The sequence below is a fragment of the Ramlibacter sp. genome (assembly GCF_035548915.1).
GTDB lineage: Bacteria > Pseudomonadota > Gammaproteobacteria > Burkholderiales > Burkholderiaceae_C > Ramlibacter.
The window spans coordinates 494,748-513,335 of sequence record NZ_DASZSE010000039.1 but is presented as its reverse complement, the minus strand read 5'-3'; the positions used below and the strand labels follow the sequence as shown (position 1 = coordinate 513,335).

Sequence of the window (18,588 nt, the reverse complement as noted above, 5' to 3'; positions counted from 1 at the left end):
AGGCGGGAATCCAGGGCTTGCCCCCGCATGTCCCTCACGCCTCTCGCCAGGCGGCGGTGCGGCTTTCCAGCCGCAGCATCGCGCGATCGAAGAGCACCGTGATCGCCACGACGAGCAGAATCGCGAAGAACACCTGCGGCGTATCCATGAGCGTCCGATACTGCGTGATCAGAAAACCGATGCCCGCCTGCGACGACAGCATCTCCGTCACGACGACCCCCACGATCACCAGCGCGCCGCCGAGCCGCATGCCCGCGAGCACCGCCGGCATGGCCGCAGGGATCATCACGCGCCATACCTTCTGCGAGGTCGAAGCGCCCATGCTGGAGGCGGTGAGCACGAATTGTGGTGGGATGGTCCGCACCCCAGCCGCCGTCGCGAGTACCGTGGGCAGCAATCCATAGACGCCCGCGAACCAGATCTTGGATGCCACGCCGACGCCGAACCAGGCCGCGAGCAGCGGATAGATGATGATGAGCGGCACCGCGTAGAGGCTGGAGAGCACCGGCAGCAGAAGGCGCCTCGCGGTGGCCGTGCCGCCGGCAAGAACACCCAGCAGGATGCCCGCGGTGCAGGAAAAGAATCCCGCGATGGCGACTTCCTTCAGCGTGACCCACAGATGCTCGGTGTATTCGTGCCAGTTGCGCGCGCCGACGACCAGTGTGTCCGAGAGCGAGGGAAGAAAAAGCGCAGGAACGAGCCCCATGCGAGGGACGACCTCCCAGGCGGCGAGGAGGCCCGCGACGATCAGCCAGCGCGTGGCTCGCGGCGAGAGTGCGATGGGACGCTTCATGTCGTGCGCCAGCTTCCGAACACGTGCTCGAGGCCGCGGATCGCCTCGTTGAAGAGGATGGCGACGAACGACACGAGGAGAATGCCCGCGAGCAGGTCGCCGATCGCGAACGAATCGCCCCAGGAGGTGATGAGATAGCCGATGCCGCTGCGCGCGCCGTACATCTCGGCGATCAGGATGCCCGTGAGATCGAAGATCATCGCGAGGCGCACGCCCTCCAGCAGGAGCGGCAGCATGCTGGGAACGTAGACGCGGGAGATGATCTGCATGCGCGTCGCGCCGCAGGATTTCGCGACCATCACGTGGTTCGGCAGCACCGACTCGATCGCCGTGGCGGTGCTCATCACGATGATGAACACCGTGGAGAATACGCCGAACGCGACCTTCTCGGTGAGCGTGATGCCCAGCAGCAGCACGAAAAGCGGCAGGAACACCGACTTGGGCATGCTCATCGGAAAGTAGAGCAGCGGCCGCAGGACGTCGCCCCAGTAGCGGTTCTCCGCCACGAGAATGCCCACCGCCGCGCCTAGCGGAATCGAGATCACGAGCGCGAGGAGCACTTCCGCCGACGTGAGCAGCAGATGCAACCGGACGGCGGGATCGGCAACCTGATGCCACAAGCGCACCATCGTGTCGGTGAACGAGGGCAGGAGCTTTGCATCGACCATGCCGGTGCGCGCGCACAGTTCCCAGATGCCCGCCACGATGCCCACCATGACGAGCCGGCTCGCGACCGATGCGGCGGCGCCCGCGATTGTCCTCACGTTCATTCGCGGCTATGGCGTCGTCGGCACCGGCTTGAAGCGGGTGGTGTAGGTGGCTTCGGCGGGCGCGAGGCCGGTCATGCCGCCCGTCTTGGCCAGGTCGAGCCAGGCTTCCACCCACTCCTTCCTGATTTCCCCGTTGGGCAGTAGCTTGAGCACGACGTCTTCGTACTGCTTTACCGCGACGGGTTCGGAAATCCCGTGCACTTCGGCGATTGCCTTGATGCCGTAGGCGCGGTTCTGCTGCACGTAGCGCAGGCCGCCGTAGAGCGCATTCAGCGCCCTTTGGATGAGCTGCGGCTTCTCCGCGATCAGCTTGTCGGTGGCGATCCAGCCTTCGGACAGCATCTCGGGCATCTGAGTGCCGAAGTCGACGACCGGCTTGGCCGTCTTCTCCGTGATGAGCTGAAAGCTCTGCGGCGCCATGATCACCGCCGTGTCCACATTGCCCGCGATCAGGTTCGGAACGACGCCCGCGCTGCCCACGGGAATGCGCTTCACCTCCACGTTGCCCTGGGTCGCCGCCCAACGCGCGAAGAGATCCGTCATGGAGCCCGCGCCGGCGATGCCGATGCTCTTGCCCTGCATCTCCTGCACCTTCGACACCGGCGACTTCGCGGTCGCAAGCAGGTACCAGCCGTTCGGCTTGTTCGCGCCGCCGGCGACGACTTTGCTGGCCACACCGCGCGTGATCCCCGCGGCCACCTGGGACGGCGACGCGAGGATCAGGTCCGTGGAACCCGCGGCCATCGCCTCGAATGCGTCGCCACTGCTGCGAAAGATCGTCACTTCGGCGGTGATGCCTTCCTTCTGGAACAGCTTCAGGTTGGTTGCTGCGTCGGTCGTGACGGTACTCCAGTAGGCCTTCACCGGCAGGCCGATCCGGATCACGTCCGCGGCCGCGGCGGCAAGCGGCATCGCGCTCGCGGCGAGCGCGATGGCGAACGCGCCGATTCGGCTCGGCAGGCCGCGTGCGGCACGCGGTCGTATCGGAAGTCGAGACATGGCTATGCTCCTTGAAGAAATGCGAATTGCTGGATGGCCTAGTTGTTATAATATTGTTAGTGCATGAAGATTGCAAGGAGAATTGCAGTGGCGGCGGGGGAGTGCAGGATCGCACTGAAACCGAACGGACCCCCAATTCGTCGCTACATTGACATAACAACTTATAGGCAACCCATGAACACGATTCGGCGGATCGATTCCAATGCCTGGCCGAGCCGCGCGGTGTGCTGCGGCGATCTCGTCTTCCTCGCGGGCATGACGGCAGACGACGTGAGTCAGGATGTCGCGGGTCAGACCGAGCAGGTGCTCGCGAAGATCGAAGGTTACCTGCGCGAGGCCGGCAGCGACAAGCGCATGCTGCTTTCCGCGCAGATCTGGCTGCACGACATCGGGGCATGGCAGGCGGTGACGGACGTATGGTGCCGTTGGATCGATCCGGGCCATCCGCCGGCCCGCGCCGTAGTAGGCGCGACGCTGGATCGCGGCCACCTGGTCGAGATCATGGTCACCGCGGCGAGAAGCCCGTCATGAACTCGGGCGAGGCGGTCCGCATCCCCGGCGAGAGGCTGCAGGCATTCGTTCAGGCTTGCATGGAAACGCTGCGCGTCTCGCCGCGGCACGCCCAGCGCATCGGCGATTGCCTCGTCGCGGCGGACCTCTGCGGCGTGCATACGCACGGCGTCGCGCGCCTGCCCGTGTACGCGAAGCGGCTGCGCGCGGCAGTGGTGAATGCCACGCCCGACGTCCGCATCCTGCCCGGCGTGGGCGGCTGCGCGGTCGTCGACGGCGACAACGCGCCCGGTCCTGTGGCCGCCGGCGTTGCGGCGGATGAAGCCCTCCGCCTTGCCCGAACGCAGGGCGTGGCGTGGGTCGGTGTTCGCCACAGCAACCATTTCGGATTTGCCAGCTTCTACTGCGAGCGGATCGCGCGCGCGGGGATGATCGGCTTGTCCTCATCGAGCGGCGAGCCCTCCGTCGCGCCTTGGGGCGGCAAGCGCGCGTTCTTCGCGAACAATCCGTTCGCGCTGGCGGCGCCCACTTCGTCGCACCCGCTCGTGGTGGACATGGCGACCAGCGTGACCGCGCGAGGACGCATCCTGCTCGCGCAACAGACGGGCCGCCCGATTCCCGAAGGGTGGGCCGTCGATGCCGAAGGACGCCCCACGACCGACCCGGCCGCGGCTTTGAGCGGTTCGGTGCTGCCCATGGCGGGCGCCAAGGGCTATGCGCTCATCGTCGCGCTCGAAGTGCTGTGCGGCGTGCTCACGGGCGGCGCCTTCGCCCCGCACGTGCGATCGCAGACGGATACGGCCGCGCCTGCGCAAGTCGGTCACTTCATTTGCGCGATCGATCCCGCCGCGTTCATGCCGCTTGCCGAATTCATCGCGCGAATCGACCGGATGCTCGAGGAGCTACGGGCCGCGCCGTCGGCCGCGGGCAGCGATATCCTCGCGCCGGGCGATCGCCGCCAGCGGGTGCGCGAATCGAATCTCGCACTCGGCGTGCCGCTGCATTCGAAGGTCATCGAGGAGCTGCGCACTCTCGGCCGCGAGCTCGGACTCGCCTGCGGCGCGAATCTCTGATCGGCCCTGGACTCGCATCAGGCGAGCGCTTCTTCGCACCACCGGGCATTCGCGAGCAACCGATCGTCCTCGCCGAAGCCGCCCGCGAGTTGCACGCCGATGGGCAAGCCATTCGCGCATTTCAGGCCGGGCAATGAAATCGTGGGCACTTCCAGCAGCGTCCACATGCGGCTGAAAAGCGGGTCGCCCGTGGCGCGCAGGCCGAGGGGCGCCGAGCCTTTCGCGCTCGGCGAGAGCAGGATGCGCCCGTCCTGAATCATGGATGCGAATTCGATTCTCGCGCGTCGCGCCCGGGTCTTCGCAGCGGCATAGTCACTCCACGACAGCGCCTCTCCAGCTTCGATCAACTCCGTGAGTTCCGGGCTCAGTTGCTCCCGGAACGCGTCGCGCTCGTAAGCTAGTGCACGCGCGCTTTCGAAAGCCATGATCTCCTTCTGGTCCGCCGCGAGTCGCTCGAACTCCGCGGGAAGCATGAATTCGTCCACCTCCGCTCCGGCGCGAGCGAACATCGACGCGGCAAGCTCCACGGCATTTCTCGAATCGGCATCGGCCTCGCTCCACCAGGGCGTGCGGCACAGGCCAATGCGGGGCGGCTGCGCGACGATGGTCGCGGCCTCGGGATCGCAGCCCGCGAGCGCCGCGCGCAGGAGCACGACATCGGCCACGTGGCGCGTGAGCAGCCCGAGCGTATCGAGCGACTCGGCGAGCGCCTTCACGCCCACGAGCGAGAATGCGCCCGTGCTCGGCTTGTAGCCCACCACGCCGCAATAGGAGGCGGGCCGGATGATCGATCCTGCCGTCTGCGTGCCGAAAGCGGCAGGGACCATGAAATCTGCCACCGCCGCCGCGCTGCCGCTCGACGAGCCGCCCGGGGTGCGCTCCACGTCGTGCGGATTGCGGGTCTTTCCCGGCGAGAAGTACGCGAACTCCGTCGTCACCGTCTTGCCCATCACGAGGGCACCCGCGCGCTTCATGAACGCCACGCACGAGGCATCGGAAGACGGCACGCGTTCGGCGTAGATGCGCGAGCCGCGGCACGTCGGCATGCCGGCCGTGTCGATGATGTCCTTGATCCCGATGGGCAAGCCGTGCAACGGCGGCCGTATCGCCGCGGGGACACGATCCTTCTCGAGCGCCTCCTTGCGAAGCGAGTCGGGTTCGAGAAAAGTCCAAGCACCGACCGACGCTTCACGCGCTGCGACGCGCGCAAGGCAGGCTTCCACGAGTTCGCCGCAGCTGAGACGCCCCGACTTCATCTGCGCGAGCGCCTGCGAGACGCTCAGCTCGTTCGGCGACGTCATCGCCCGTGTTCCGCTCAGCCGGCCTTCCTGCCGCGCGGACGCGCGGAGGAAGCGGAGCCCGCGGAGGAGGCCGGCTTGGCCAGCGTGCGCCGGCGCAGGCGCGAAGGCGGCCGCACGCTGGAGAAGCTGATGCGGTACTGGTAGTGGTCCACGCGGTATTTCGTGCGCGCGGCCTGCACGAGGTTGCCCGATTCGTCGTAGTAGTCGCGATCGAGCACCAGCAGCGGATCGCCCGGATTCACGCCCATCGCCTTCGCGGATTCCTCGTCGCAGATTTCCGCCGTGATCGTCTGGTAGGTCTCGTGAGCCACGATCCCCGTCTTCTCCTGCAGCACCGTGATCATCAGCTGGTTCTGGAACGCCGGGTCCTCGAAGTCGACCTTGTCCATGAGCTCGCCGACTTTCGGGTGGTAGTAGACATCGGCGATGGAGAACCGTTCGCCCTGGCTTTCACGCGCCGTGCGCACGACATAGAGCTTCGAGTTTGCCGAACGGCCGAATTTCTTCGCGGCCCACGCCGGTGGGATCGAGAGCGACCTGTCCAGCAAGACCAGCTTGGTCTGCAAGCCGATCAGGACGAGGTCGAACATCGAGCCCAGCCCCCAGACGGGCGTCTCGCCGTCGGGCTTGCGCACGAACGTGCCTTTGCCCGGATAGCGGACCACCTTCAGCTTGTCGATCAGCACGCGCATCGCCGCGCGCGCGGTGATGACGCTGATCCCGTATTCCTCGCTCAGCGCGAAGTCGCCGGGCAGCTTGTCGCCGGGCTGGAATTCGCCCTCGTCGATGCGCTGCTCGAGCGCATCGCTCAACTGCAGGTACAGGGGCTTGTCGCTGGTGCCTAGGGTTTTCGTGTTCATTCGGGGTCGACGGCCACGTAGACCGCGCCATCCTTTTCATCGACCTGGAAGCATCGCAGGTCGTCCTTCGCCGGGCCCGCCGTGCACTTGCCGTCGGTGATCCTGAATCTCGCCTGGTGCACGGGGCATTCGATCTCGTCGCCTTCCTGCCAGCCTTCGGACAGCATCGCCACTTCGTGCGTGCACACGTTGCTGGTCGCGAAACACCGCTCACCGATGCGGAAGATGGCGATTTCCACGCCGGCCAGCACGCATCCGAAGGGCCCTCCCTCCGACACATCGTCCGATGCGCACGCCTTGTGCCACTCGCTCACGTCACTGTCTCCATCGCTGCCGCCCGCACGTCCTTCAAGAGCGCTGCCAGCGGGACGGCGGCGTCCGCGAACCGGTGCGCATGCGCCGCCGCAGCAGCGCCGGCCGCAATGAGCCGTTTGGAAATCGAAATGTCCCGTCCCTCGTTCAGCGTCACGGCGCCCGTGAGCCGGCCCTCCTGCATCGCCAGCACGGTGAGCCGGCCGCGACCGTAGTCGCGCATCGCCCACGCCGCATCGGCACTCCACGTGCCGACGGACTGCAGCTTCAATTCTCCCTGATCCGACCAGAACCACGGCATCTCCCCGAATTCCGCGGGCCGCCCCGCCGCAGAACTGCCGGCGGCGAACGCCTGGTGCTCGGCGATCTGCCAGAACTCGTGACGCGCCGTGCCGCCTGCATGCGGCACGGGGTGGCGCGTGACTTCGCCGGCGGCATAGATGCCCGGCAGCGACGCGCGCCCGAAGGCATCGACCACGATGCCGTCGTCGACGTCGAGTCCCAGCGCCTGCGCGAGCTCGACGTTGGGCTGCACGCCGATGCCCACCACGACGGACGCGAACACGTGGGTCTCTCCCTCGCGCGATCGAAGCCGCAGGGCACCTTGCGAATCCGTGCCGGCGGACTCGATCTCGAACCCGGTGCGCACGGAGATGCCCTGGGCTTCGTGAAACTTCCGGATCGCCTCCGAAACAGCCGCAGGCAACACGCGGCCGAGCAGCACGGGCGCCTGCTCCATCACAGTGACGCTGCAACCCAGGCGCGCGGCCGTCGCGGCGACTTCGAGTCCGATGAATCCGCCACCGACCACGCCGAGCCGCTCACCAGGGCGCAGGCAGGCCGCGAGCGCGAGCGCATCCGCGGCGGTGCGCAGGTAGTGCACGTTCGGCAATCCATCGAGCAGCGCGAGCCGCCTCGGCCGGGATCCCGTGGCGAGAACGAGTGCGTCGTACGAGATCGCGCGTCCGTCCGCAAGGACGAGCCGCCGCTGCGTCGCGTCGGCCGAGACAACGCGGCTGCCCAGCACGAGCCCGATGCGCCTGTCGCCGTAGAACGCCGGATCGTGGCGCCTGTGGGTGAGCAGCGCCGCCGGATGCGCAAGGAGTCCTTTCGACAGCGGCGGGCGCTCGTAGGGGAGACACGATTCATCGCCGATGAGAGCGATGGACGCGTGAGGATTCGCGAGCCGCGCGGCCTCCGCGGCGCGATCCCCCGCGTGCCCCGCTCCCACGATCACGATGTCGAAGCGCTCGGCGCTCGACAGCGGAAGTGAAGCGCCTTCGCAAGGCCGCACGGCGCTCATGCCTGCCCTCCGCCGCCGACGCACAGCTCGCGCACGAGCTTCGTCACTTCGCTGCGCGCGTCGCCAAGCTGGCCGCGAATGGAATAGTGGTTCGCGTTCGCGATTCTTCGCACGCGCGGCGCTGTTATCCCGGACTTCCATCGATCGGCAAGCAAGTCGCTTTGCCGCTGAAACTCGGTCGTCTCGGCGCTGCCCACCAGGAGCTCGAAAGCGCATTGCACGCGCGGGCTCAGGTTCACCGGGCTGAAGTCGCGCACTTCCTGATCGGTGAGCGCGAGTGTCTGGTTGATCGGCGCCTGCTGCACGGGTGCAAGGTCGTAAAGCCCGCTCAATCCGATGGCGCCGCGGATGAAGTCCCGCGGGAGATCGCTCGCGCGCGCCGCCCAATCGGTGGACAGCAGCATCGCGGCCACGTGCGCACCGGCGGAGTGTCCGCACAGAAACACACTTCCATCGCGCAGGCCGAGCCGCCCGGCATTGCGCGCGAGCCAGGCGACGGCGTCGCGGCACTGATCCACGAGCCGACTCATCCGCACCGACGGAATGAGGTCGTAGTCGACGATCGCGACGTTCATCCCGGCCTGGGTGAGCCCCGTGGCGACGTAGCTGAAGTCTTCCTTGCGGTTCGAACGCCAGAAGCCGCCATGCAGGAAGACGCAAAGCGGCGCCTGCTCGCGGCGTTCGCTCCAGAAGAGGTCGAGCCGGTCGCCCGCGGCCTCGCCGAAGGCGACGTCGAGCGTGCAAGGCAGGGACTTTCTCGCCGCGACGCTTGCTTCGGCGCATTCCACGCGGAACCGCTCCAGGTAGCTGGCCGTGACCGTCGAACGCGGTTCGTACTGCGCGCGCGGATCGCCCTGCGCGACAGCGATGTCGCCGCGGCCGCGCAGCGACTCCATGTTGTGCACGTGCACGTGCTCGCCCGGCGCGACATCCGCGGTCATGCGTCCCACTCGCGCGCCGTACTTGATCACGGGGTCGCCCGCGGCGATCGCGCGAAGGGCCACCTTGTGACCGTGCGGAATGTCCTGGCGCACTTCGAGCTGGCCGGTTGCCGCGCCTCGCATCGCGCATCGCGCGCCGCTCGCGGCATCCACTCCGACGACGGAGCCGACGTTGTCGCTTCGATCGAGAATCCAGACGGAGGGCGATGCAGGGCTGCTCATATCGAAGGCCCGATGCGGCTGATGGCGACTTCGAGTTCGCCGAGCACCTCGCAGCAGGTCGGCTCGCCGTTCAGCACGCCCGACAACGCGCGGACGATCTTTTCCGCGGCGTCGTCCAGGCCCGCGGTGCCGTCGATCACGTCGCCCAGGTCGACGTCGATGTGAGGCCCCATGGTGCGGCAGCTGTTCGGGTTGCCGCAGATCTTGATGGTCGGCGCGATCGGACTGCCGATCGTGTTGACCATGCCCGTGCCGAAGAGGATGACTTGCGCGCCCGCCGCCGCGAGCGCGGTGATGTTTTCCGTGGCGGGAGCCGGCGCATCCATGAGGAAGAGTCCGGGGCCGGACGGCCGCTCGCCATAGGCGAGCACGCCCGAGATCGATCGCGCGCCGGACTTGCAGATCGAACCGAGCGACTTCTCCTCGATGGAGCTGAGGCCGCCCTTGATGTTGTCGGGCGCGGGGTTGATGCGGTTCAGGTCGACGCCGGCGCGCATCGCGATCGTTTCATAGTGGTGGATCGTCGCGAGGATGCGCTCGGCCACCACGGAATCCTTCGCGCGGCGCCGCAGGACCTCTTCGCCGCCCAGGCACTCGACCGGCTCGGAGAAGATCGCGATGCCCCCGCGGTCCACGATGCGGTTCGTAACGAGCCCGATCGCGGGATTCGACACGAGCCCCGACGTGGCGTCCGAGCCGCCGCACTCGAGGCCGATGCTCAGTTCGCGCGCGCTGCCGGGCTCGCGCCGCTGGCGATCGCGTTCGCGCTGCCACACCTTCAGCCATTCGACTCCCTTGCGGCGCACGGCCTGCGTGCCGTGCTCGCCCTGGATCGACAGCAGTTCGACGGGTTTGCCCGACCGCGCGATGGATTCGGCGATGCGCTCGCCCGCCACCGATTCGAGGCTCACCACCAGCACGGCGAAGACGTTCGGGCTGCAGCCGAGACCGACGAGCGTGCGAATGCGCTGCTCGAGGTCGTCCCCGAGCTGCCCTCGGCCGCCGGGCGGCGTGACGGCGACGGCATCCGGAAACTGCGCCGCGATCGAACGCGCGACGGGATTCGCCGCATCGGTTGCCGACAGCACGACCATCAGGTTGCGGATGCCGATGCCGCCGTCCCGGCGCCGAAAGCCCATGAAATCCAGTTCACTCATCGTGTCTCCTCGTTCTTCCGCGCCCTCAGCCCGCCTGGTCCGCGGGAATGACCTTGCCTTTGAGCGTCATGGGCACGCCGTCGAGGAACACGGAGCACTTGCGCATCGGGATGTCCAGGTGGCAGCGCGTGTCGCGCTTGCCGCCCGCGTCCGTGTTCGGCCCCGTGGAGAACATGAAATTGCCCGCGAAGGCCCGCGCTTCGTTGCCGTTCGTCTGGTGCTTGGCCATCGTTCCCAGCGTGGTCCACCGCGAGCGCGGATCGAGGCCCCAGCCCAGATGCGAAACCGCGTAGGCTTCGGGGTCCCCGTAGCTCGCGATGTGATCCGAAAGGTATTCGGCATCGAAGCCGCCCTCGACGTCCACGATATAGCCTTCGCGGATCGTGAGCTTCACCGGCGACGTCACGTAGTTCTTCAGCGGCAGGACGATGTCGCCGGGCATCAGCATCACGGTGCCGTTGGCCGAGCCTTCGTTCGGCCAGGTCGCGAGGAAGGTGGAGGGCCAGTGGTCCCAGTGCCCCGGCTCGTCGCTGTAGCCCCACTGCGTGAGCAGCGGGTATTCGCCCACGCGCACGTCGAGGTTCGTTCCCGCATCGGATTCGACGTGCATCGCCTTGGCCGCCTTCAGGCATTGCGCCGCCGCCTTCACGCGGCGCTTGTCTTCGGCGCAGGGAATGAGCGGCAGCATGCCTTCGGGCGGCTCGACGGTGTAGAGAATGCGCACGCCGGCCTGCATGATGTCGGCTTGCTCGTAGGTGCGCAGGTGGTGCAGGCCGAGGAAATCGAGCACCATGTCCACGCTCTTGAGCGCGTGCATGGCGACGGCGTTCTCGCGCAGGCTTCGGCCGTCGAGCACCGGCTCCATGAGAAACACCTTGGCACCGATGTCGGCCAGCGCGTGCTGCGCGGCGGCAAGGTTGCGCGCGTCGGCACCCTGGCGCGTGAGGATCGCCACGGTCTCCTGGGCGTTCACGCGCGAGAGATCGAGCACGTGCCGCCAGGCACGCACGAGTTCGGATTGGCTCACTGGCATGGTTCGTCCTTCCTCAGCGAGAGCCGAACATCCTGTCGAGGTAGTCGTTGACCACCGTGTAGATGCCGACTTCGAGCGTGCTCATCCGGCCGGGCTCGTAGTTCTTCGACTGGACTGCGCGCTGCAGCGAATCCATCATGAGCCGGTCCTCCTCCAGCACGACGTGGATGTAGTCGTCGTACACCTTCACCCGTTCGTGCGCGCCCGGCTGCTCGAGAAATTCCTTGGGGAACAGGTTGTAGACGATCGTGCGGCTCGTGTTCGCCGTCACCGGCCACATGACGAGGGGGTGGATGTTGTCGCTGCGGGCGATGACCTGCATGTTGGGGAACAGGTGGGAGGAGCAGGCGAAGCTGTCGCCGCGATCCGCGATCGCGGGCATCCGCCCGAAGAGCGTCTTGCCATCGGGTGTCATGGGCGCGGCCTCGTAGATCATGAAGGTGCCGCCGTTGGGCCGGGGCTCGGTGGGGTGCTTCTCGGGACTCGAGCGGAACTTGCCGAACGTGTTGATGTGCAGCGTCCGCGCGTGATAGATGTCCATGAGGTTCTCGACCACGAACTTCCAGTTGGCCTTCAGGTCGATCACGAGCTTGGAGCCGATGCGGCAGTCCTCCATCTTCAGGAAGCCGAGGTCGCGCGAGAAGAATTCCAGGTGGTCCTGCAGCGGCTTGGGGTCGTCCGCGAGGTTGATGAAGACCCATCCGGTCCACTCGCCCACCGCGATGGGCTTCAGCCGCACGGCCTTCGGGTCGAACCCGCACGACTCGCGCATGTACGACGCGCTCACGAGACGGCCGCTCAGGTCGTAGCGCCAGGCGTGATAAGGGCAGCTGAACTCCTCGGCGTGCCCGCAGCCGTAGGCCACCTCGACCCCGCGGTGCAGGCACATGTTCGCGAAACAGTTGATGCGCCCTTGCGCATCGCGCGTGATGACGATGGGCTCGCCGAGGATGCCGAGCGTCATGTAGCTGCCGGGCTCGCCCACTTCCTCGCTGCGCGCGACGCAGAGCCATTCCTTCAGGAAGATCTTGCGCTTTTCCTCGGCGAGCACTTCTTCCGAGTGGTAGATGAAGCCGGGCGCGTGCGACGCCTCCGGCAGCGGACGCCTCGTCTTCTCGAACTGGATGGGCCGCGTCGTGGAATCCTGGGCTGGCATGTGATCGATCCTTTCGGTGTTCGCGATTATCTTAATATAACAATTGAGCGGCACGCAAGATAGAAATTGGTGCAAGCGCACCCATATTTTCGTGGTGTTGACGTCATCGCAACATTATTATGATAATAAGTCGAGGAGAAATCTGAAACCATGTACCTGATGAAAGCCAGCGCCGATCCGGATTCCCGCGCCCCGCGCCTCGTGGAGGCGGCGCACGCCGAAGCCAAATATGCGATGGAGGTGCGTAGCGCCTCACTGCGGTTCGGCTCGGCTTCGCGCGAGGTGCAGGCGTTCGAGAACGTGTCGTTCACGATTGCTCCCGGCAGATTCGTCGCGATCGTCGGGCCGTCGGGGTGCGGCAAGTCGTCGCTGCTCATGACGCTCGCGGGCCTGCGGCCGCTCACGGGCGGTGAGATCCTGTGCGAGGGCAAGCCGATGACGAAGCCCGATCCCGACCGGATCGGCGTCGTGTTCCAGGAGGCGAACCTGTATCCCTGGCTCACGGCACAGCAGAACGTCGAATTTCCGCTGGAGCTGAAGCGTGTCGCGAAGGATGAGCGCTCGCGCGCCGCGCGCGAAGCCCTGGCCCTCGTCGGCCTCGCCGATTTCGGCAACAGCCGCCCGCACGAGCTTTCCGGCGGCATGAAGCAGCGCGTGTCGATCGCGCGCGGGCTCGTGCAGGACCCGCCCGTGCTCCTCATGGACGAGCCCTTTGCCGCGCTCGACGAACAGACCCGCCTCACGATGGGAGATGAGCTCCTGCGCATCTGGGCGAAGACGGCCAAGACCATCGTGTTCGTGACGCACGGGCTGAGCGAAGCCGTGTACCTCGCCGACGAGATCATCGTCATGAGCGCGCGGCCGGGGCGCGTCGTCGACCGCATCGACGTGAATCTGCCACGACCGCGTACGCATCAGATGATGAGCACGCCGCTCTTCAACCAGTTGCGCGAGCGCATCTGGGACAAGATTCGCCACTGATGTCCGGCGCATCCCCGTTGGCGGCCTGCGAAGAAGTCCGCATGGTCTGTGCGCGCAATGCGCTGACGGCGCCGCTCGTCGAGGGAACGATCGCCAATGAAAATCTCACTTTGCTTTGGAGCGAACTCGCGGCTTCCGGTCCGCGCTTCCTGCGCCTGCTGGAATCCATGAACTGGGACGTGGCCGAGCTGCCACTCGTCACGAGCCTCATCGCGCGTTCGCGTGGTTTTCCGGTCACGCTGCTGCCCGTGGCGGTTCAGGCGCGTTTCCAGCATCCGTACTTCGTCGTGGACGAAGCGCGCGGCATGCGCCTCGAGTCGATCCGCACCGTGGGCGTTCGCTCGCACACGGCAACGACCGTCGTCTGGATCAAGTCGATGCTGCGCGAGCGCGGTATCGACCCCGGCACCATTCGCTGGATCGCGATGGACGGCGGAGATGTCCCCGGCCATTCGGAGCCGCCCGCGCTGGAGCGGATGCCTCCCGGCGACTTGCGCCAGATGCTCTCGGAGCGCCGCCTCGACGCCGCAGTGCTTCCGGATATCCGGGGTGTCTGCGGTGTGCGCGGGGCCTTCGGCGATGCGGACGCCTGCGCGCGCGAATGGCATGCGCGCCGCGGCTTTGCGCAGATCAATCACGTGCTCGTGGCGAACTCCGCGTTCGCGCATGAGCGGCCTTCGGCATTGACGGCTCTTCTCGATCTCGTTCGACGCGCGAAGGCGCAACTCGACGCCTCGCAAGCCGACGTGGCGGACTTCTTTCCGGTCGGATGGCCCGCGATGGAACCTTGCCTCGCTCTCGTGGAGGCGGAAGTGCGCGCCGAGGGTCTCATCGCCTGAACCAGCGGCCTCGCAGCCGTCCCAGTGCGATCCACCCATGGCGCCTCAAGCAACCCAGTCCGAAGGCGAGCGAGCGAGGAATTCGTCCACGGCGATGCCATCGCCGCCGACGAGCAGTGTGCGCCGCGGCTTGAACGCGGCCTCGAATGCGGCCATGCCCGCGAGAGCCTGCGGGCTACGGCCGCTCTTGACCTCGATGGCTGTCACCTGACGCCCGGCGCGCACCACGAAGTCGACCTCATGACCACGATCGCGCCAATAGAACAGTTCGAAGGCGCCGCCCGCCGCGGCGTTCGCAAGATGCGCACCGACCGCCGACTCCACGAGGCGACCCCACAGCTCCGGCTGCGCCCTCACCTGCGCCTGCGTGAATCCGCTCGGCGCCGTGATGAGCGCGTTGTTGTAGACCTGCAGTTTCGGACTCGAGGCGCGGCTGCGCGCTTCGTCGCCCGCGAACTTGTGCAAGCCCGTGACCATCCCCGCCGCCGCGAGCAGTTCGAGGTAATGTGCCAGGGTCGTGGTGTTGCCCGCGTCCTGCAAGGGACCGAGCATCTTCGTGTACGACAGAATCTGGCCCGAGTAGCGGCACGCCAGATCGAAGAGGCGACGCATCAGCGCCGGCTTGTCCACGCGCGACAGCAGAAGAACGTCCCGCGAGATCGACGTCTCCACCAGCGAATCGAGAATGTAGCGGGACCAGCGATGCGGCTCGCCGATCAGCGCCGCCGCGCCTGGATAGCCGCCGTGAAAGACATAGGTATCCAGGTCCCAGCCGAAGGCTTCGCGCATTTCCGCGAACGACCAATGCGGCAGGTGGATCAACTCGAAACGCCCCGCGAGGCTTTCGCTCAGACCGCGCTCGATGAGCAGCGGCGCGGACCCCAGGAGCACGACTTTCAGGGCCGAGCGGTTGCGCGTGTCCTCGTCCCACAGGCTCTTCACGGCATCGGACCAGCCGGGAATCTTCTGGATTTCGTCGAGCACGAGGACGCCACCGCCTTGCTCGGCGCCGGCCGAAGCGAGCCGGGCGGCCTCCCATTGCTGCCGGATCCATCCAGGGCCCCGCAGGGAGGGCTCGTCGGCGCTCACAATGCGATGGGGCAGCCGCGACGCGGCCACCGCATCCTGAGCCAACGTGCTCTTGCCCACCTGCCGCGGGCCGGCGACCACCTGGATGAAGCGCCTGGGCTCGGCAAGCCGGGCGGCGAGAACGGCGAACTGCGGGCGGCGATAGGCCATGACGATTTACTCAATATCCTGAGTAATTTTACTCAGGATATTGAGTAAATCGATTCCCTTCGAAGCGCCTGCGCGCCGGCGCCGCTACCAGGCCCGCGCCATCCGCACAAAGCCCGCCGGCGCGAGGCTCTCGTCATCGAAAGTCACCATTTCGAACGACGCCGGATTCGCCAGCAGCTCGCGCAGCAGCCGGTTGTTCAGCGCATGCCCCGAACGGAACGCGCTGTAGCTCGCGAGCAGCGGCTTGCCGATCAGGTACAGGTCGCCCATCGCATCGAGCAGCTTGTGCTTCACGAATTCGTCGTCGTAGCGCAAGCCGCCCGCATTGAGCACGCGGTAGTCGTCCATCACGATCGCGTTGTCCAGGCTGCCTCCCAGGCCCAGGCCGCTCGCGCGCATCGCCTCCACGTCCTTCGTGAAGCCGAACGTGCGTGCACGCGCGATGTCGCGCGAATAGTTGCCGGTGGACAGATCGAATTCGTAGCGCTGGCCCTCCACCACGCGATGATCGAAGACGATCTCGAACGCGAGCTTGTAGCCGTGATAGGGCTCCAGGCGCGCCCACTTGAGGTTGTGGCCCTCGCCTTCGCGCACCTCCACTGTCCGCTTCACCTTCACGAAACGCTTCGGGGCGTTCTGCAGCTCGATCCCCGCGCTTTGCAGCAGGAAGACGAACGAAGAAGACGATCCGTCCAGAATCGGCACCTCTTCGGCCGTGATGTCGACATAGAGGTTGTCGATGCACAGTCCCGCGCAGGCCGACATCAGGTGTTCGACCGTCATCACCTTGGCGCCGCCATTGGAGATGGTGGACGCGAGCCGCGTGTCGGTGACGGCGGTCGCCGAGACGGGAATGTCCACCGGCAGCGGCAGATCGACTCGGCGAAACACGATGCCCGTGTCCGGCTGCGCGGGGCGCAGCGTGAGCTCCACGCGGTGGCCGCTGTGCAATCCAACGCCGACGGCCTTGGTCAGGGTCTTGAGGGTCCGTTGGCGCAGCATCCGCGCATTCTAGGGAGTCGTGCGGCAACGCGCTCGCAGCCGCAGCGAATCCTTACATCCGCCACAAGATCTTCATCCAGACCGCACGCTGGACCTCCGCTGCGCCGGGCGCGGCGCCGTACTCCACGTGGGCCGAGTCGAACAGGTTCTGCACGAGAAGCGACAGCTCCGTCCGCCTCGACACGTGCCATCCCCAGCGCAGGTCCACGGCGGTGTATGCGGCAACGAAGGGCGACGGCAGCGCGCCCACATGGCGCACGGTGGTATCGAATTCGTGCGCGCCGGCGTTCAGGCTGGAGCGCACCTGCCACTGCATGCGAGGGTCGTTGCCGAGCGCGCTGGGCCCCGTCGGGTCGGTGCTGCCGGGCAGCAGATGCAGGCTCTTGTGCAGCTGATTGAACCCCGCGCTCAGGCGCCAGTTGTCCCTCACCTGCCAGAGGCCCCACGCCTCGACGCCGCTCGTGTGGCCTTCGATCATGTTCTGCACCACGGCCGGCGGCGGCTGGCCGCTGCGAAGCTTCTCGTATTGATCGTAGAAGAGCGTCACCGAGTACGAAAGGTGCGGCGTCGGCTGTTCGCGCCAGCCGATTTCGGCGACCTTCGCCACTTCCGACTGGAAGTTGGGGCCGCCGTTGATGAAGAAGGGCGGCGCGCCCGGAAAGAAGAACTCGCGATCCAGCCGTGCCGGCGCGCGCACGGCGCGCGACAGCGATGCCCAGGCCATGCGCGTGGGCGAAGGCGTCCAGGCAAGGCGCGCGTTCGGCAGGAACTCCCAGCCGGTGTAGACGTTCCGTTCCAGCTTGGAGCCCAGCGTCACCGCCCACCGGTCGCCGAGCGCGATCTCGTCCTGCGCGAACACGTTCACCCAGCGCAGGTCCTTCTGCTGCGGGATGAAGCGCACGAGCAACGTGGCCTGCGTATCGTCGCGCGCCTGGCGGTAGCCCGCGCCCCAGACGAGCTTGTGCGACTGGCCGAGCGCCGGGCTGTGCTGCCACTCGACGTCCATCACCTGCATGTCGTCGTTGAACGAGAACGGCTCGACGCGCCGGCTCTGGTCCCAGTACGCCTGCAACTGCCACGACGAGCCATCGACCTCGCGACGGTTCCAACGCGCCAGCACGTTCGCGCCGTCCAGCTTCGGCGCTTCGGGCGTGCCCGGCCGCTCGCCGCCTTCGTACGCGTCGCCCTGGAACGTGAAGCCGTCCGCGCCCATGTCCCAATCCGCACGCCAGCCGGCCTGTTTCTTGCGGGTCGCGTCGTTCAGCTTTGCTCCGCTCGCGCTATGCGAATGCTCGCGCTCGATCCCCAGGCCGTAGACGCGGAACGTGCCGGTTTGTCCCAGCTTGCCGCCAAAGCGGGCCGCGAGCTGGCCGTCGGTGCCGCCGCCGCTCGCGCCGAGCAACGCGCCTTGCGTGTCCTTCGAAGCGCGCGTGACCACGTTGATGACGCCGTTCACGGCATTCGCGCCCCAGAGGGTCGCGCCCGGGCCGCTGATCACTTCGATGCGGTCCACATCTTCCAGCATCACGTCCTGCGCGTCCCAGAACACGCCGGAGAAAAGCGGCGAATAGATGGTGCGCCCGTCCACCAGCACGAGCAGCTTGTTGCCGATGGCGTTGTTGAAGCCGCGCGCGCTGATCGACCATTGAGCCGCGTTCACGCGCGCGACCTGAAGATTCGGCGCGAGGCGCAGCGCCTCGGGCAGGCTGCGCGCGCCCGAGCGGCGGATGTCGTCTGCGGTGATCACGTAGGCCGAAGCCGCGGCCCTCAGCAGCGACTCGTCGCGGCGAGAGACCGACGTGACGACGATGTTGGCGAGCTGTTCGATCGAGAGATCGCTCAGGTCGATGTCGCTTCGCGCCGCGACGCTTGCCGGCTGCGCGTGCGCGGTCCAGGCGCAAAGGGCCGCGAAAGCCGCCGCCACGCCCTGCCGCTGCCAGACTCCCGTTGCGCGCTTCGCGCTGTTGTGCCCCTTCATGCGTGGCCCTTGTTCTTCGAAGTTTCTTCTGCGGCCTGTTTATAGCGCAGAGTCGGTGCGCAGGAAAGGACGGTGCGAGGCTCGCGCAGACCCCGCGACAAAGAAAAAGGGTGGGACAA

Annotated in this window: 18 protein-coding genes; 4 read left to right on the top strand and 14 right to left on the bottom strand. The window is 66.8% G+C overall.

What is annotated here, in order from left to right; genetic code table 11:
• Positions 1-34: 34 nt before the first annotated feature.
• Genes VHA82_RS16585 through VHA82_RS16575 form a run of 3 tightly spaced genes read right to left on the bottom strand, consistent with a single transcriptional unit; the run spans position 35 to position 2,562 of the window.
• The gene (locus VHA82_RS16585) at positions 35-793 is read right to left on the bottom strand and encodes an ABC transporter permease (RefSeq protein WP_325545690.1); all 759 of its coding nucleotides are present in this window, start codon (positions 791-793) and stop codon (positions 35-37) included.
• Complete coding sequence (locus tag VHA82_RS16580) at positions 790-1,563, bottom strand: ABC transporter permease (protein WP_325545688.1); 774 nt, start codon at positions 1,561-1,563, stop codon at positions 790-792. The genes VHA82_RS16585 and VHA82_RS16580 overlap by 4 nt, the downstream gene beginning before the upstream one ends.
• Before the next feature lie 6 nt (positions 1,564-1,569).
• Positions 1,570-2,562 (bottom strand): ABC transporter substrate-binding protein, encoded by a 993-nt coding sequence (locus VHA82_RS16575; RefSeq protein ID WP_325545685.1) that lies wholly within the window; start codon positions 2,560-2,562, stop codon positions 1,570-1,572.
• 174 nt (positions 2,563-2,736) lie between these two features.
• Between VHA82_RS16575 and VHA82_RS16570 the strand changes: the two genes are divergently transcribed.
• Positions 2,737-3,093, top strand: coding sequence for a RidA family protein (locus VHA82_RS16570; protein ID WP_325545683.1), 357 nt, complete (start codon positions 2,737-2,739; stop codon positions 3,091-3,093).
• Positions 3,090-4,145 (top strand): Ldh family oxidoreductase, encoded by a 1,056-nt coding sequence (locus VHA82_RS16565; protein ID WP_325545680.1) that lies wholly within the window; start codon positions 3,090-3,092, stop codon positions 4,143-4,145. The genes VHA82_RS16570 and VHA82_RS16565 overlap by 4 nt, the downstream gene beginning before the upstream one ends.
• Before the next feature lie 17 nt (positions 4,146-4,162).
• On the opposite strand, the gene VHA82_RS16560 is transcribed toward VHA82_RS16565, so the two are convergent.
• The 8 genes from VHA82_RS16560 to VHA82_RS16525 are packed head-to-tail and all read right to left on the bottom strand — an operon-like array spanning position 4,163 to position 12,430.
• A complete protein-coding gene (locus VHA82_RS16560) occupies positions 4,163-5,446 on the bottom strand; it encodes an amidase (protein WP_325545678.1) in 1,284 nt (427 codons plus the stop codon).
• A gap of 14 nt (positions 5,447-5,460) precedes the next feature.
• Entirely contained in the window at positions 5,461-6,306 is an 846-nt protein-coding gene (locus VHA82_RS16555; protein ID WP_325545676.1) for a GntR family transcriptional regulator, read from the bottom strand.
• Entirely contained in the window at positions 6,303-6,620 is a 318-nt protein-coding gene (locus VHA82_RS16550; protein ID WP_325545674.1) for a non-heme iron oxygenase ferredoxin subunit, read from the bottom strand. Before VHA82_RS16550 ends, VHA82_RS16555 begins: the two co-directional genes overlap by 4 nt.
• Complete coding sequence (locus tag VHA82_RS16545; RefSeq protein ID WP_325545672.1) at positions 6,617-7,921, bottom strand: NAD(P)/FAD-dependent oxidoreductase; 1,305 nt, start codon at positions 7,919-7,921, stop codon at positions 6,617-6,619. Before VHA82_RS16545 ends, VHA82_RS16550 begins: the two co-directional genes overlap by 4 nt.
• Positions 7,918-9,084 (bottom strand): alpha/beta hydrolase fold domain-containing protein, encoded by a 1,167-nt coding sequence (locus tag VHA82_RS16540; protein WP_325545670.1) that lies wholly within the window; start codon positions 9,082-9,084, stop codon positions 7,918-7,920. The genes VHA82_RS16545 and VHA82_RS16540 overlap by 4 nt, the downstream gene beginning before the upstream one ends.
• Positions 9,081-10,241, bottom strand: a complete 1,161-nt coding sequence (locus VHA82_RS16535) for a UxaA family hydrolase (RefSeq protein WP_325545667.1) — start codon at positions 10,239-10,241, stop codon at positions 9,081-9,083. Before VHA82_RS16535 ends, VHA82_RS16540 begins: the two co-directional genes overlap by 4 nt.
• A 25-nt stretch (positions 10,242-10,266) precedes the next feature.
• A complete protein-coding gene (locus VHA82_RS16530; RefSeq protein WP_325545666.1) occupies positions 10,267-11,274 on the bottom strand; it encodes a 2,5-dihydroxypyridine 5,6-dioxygenase in 1,008 nt (335 codons plus the stop codon).
• A 13-nt stretch (positions 11,275-11,287) separates the two neighbouring features.
• Positions 11,288-12,430, bottom strand: a complete 1,143-nt coding sequence (locus VHA82_RS16525; protein ID WP_325545665.1) for an aromatic ring-hydroxylating dioxygenase subunit alpha — start codon at positions 12,428-12,430, stop codon at positions 11,288-11,290.
• 150 nt (positions 12,431-12,580) lie between these two features.
• Here VHA82_RS16525 and VHA82_RS16520 point away from each other — a divergent pair, with 150 nt between their 5' ends.
• A complete protein-coding gene (locus VHA82_RS16520) occupies positions 12,581-13,411 on the top strand; it encodes an ABC transporter ATP-binding protein (RefSeq protein ID WP_325545664.1) in 831 nt (276 codons plus the stop codon).
• A complete protein-coding gene (locus VHA82_RS16515; protein WP_325545663.1) occupies positions 13,411-14,250 on the top strand; it encodes a hypothetical protein in 840 nt (279 codons plus the stop codon). The genes VHA82_RS16520 and VHA82_RS16515 overlap by 1 nt, the downstream gene beginning before the upstream one ends.
• Before the next feature lie 45 nt (positions 14,251-14,295).
• On the opposite strand, the gene VHA82_RS16510 is transcribed toward VHA82_RS16515, so the two are convergent.
• From VHA82_RS16510 to VHA82_RS16500, 3 genes are all read right to left on the bottom strand, one after another.
• Complete coding sequence (locus VHA82_RS16510) at positions 14,296-15,489, bottom strand: ATP-binding protein (RefSeq protein ID WP_325545661.1); 1,194 nt, start codon at positions 15,487-15,489, stop codon at positions 14,296-14,298.
• A gap of 84 nt (positions 15,490-15,573) precedes the next feature.
• Positions 15,574-16,491, bottom strand: a complete 918-nt coding sequence (gene lpxC, locus VHA82_RS16505) for a UDP-3-O-acyl-N-acetylglucosamine deacetylase (protein WP_325545659.1) — start codon at positions 16,489-16,491, stop codon at positions 15,574-15,576.
• Positions 16,492-16,543: 52 nt separating this feature from the next.
• The gene (locus VHA82_RS16500; RefSeq protein ID WP_325545657.1) at positions 16,544-18,469 is read right to left on the bottom strand and encodes a TonB-dependent receptor plug domain-containing protein; all 1,926 of its coding nucleotides are present in this window, start codon (positions 18,467-18,469) and stop codon (positions 16,544-16,546) included.
• Between the last annotated feature and the right edge of the window lie 119 nt (positions 18,470-18,588).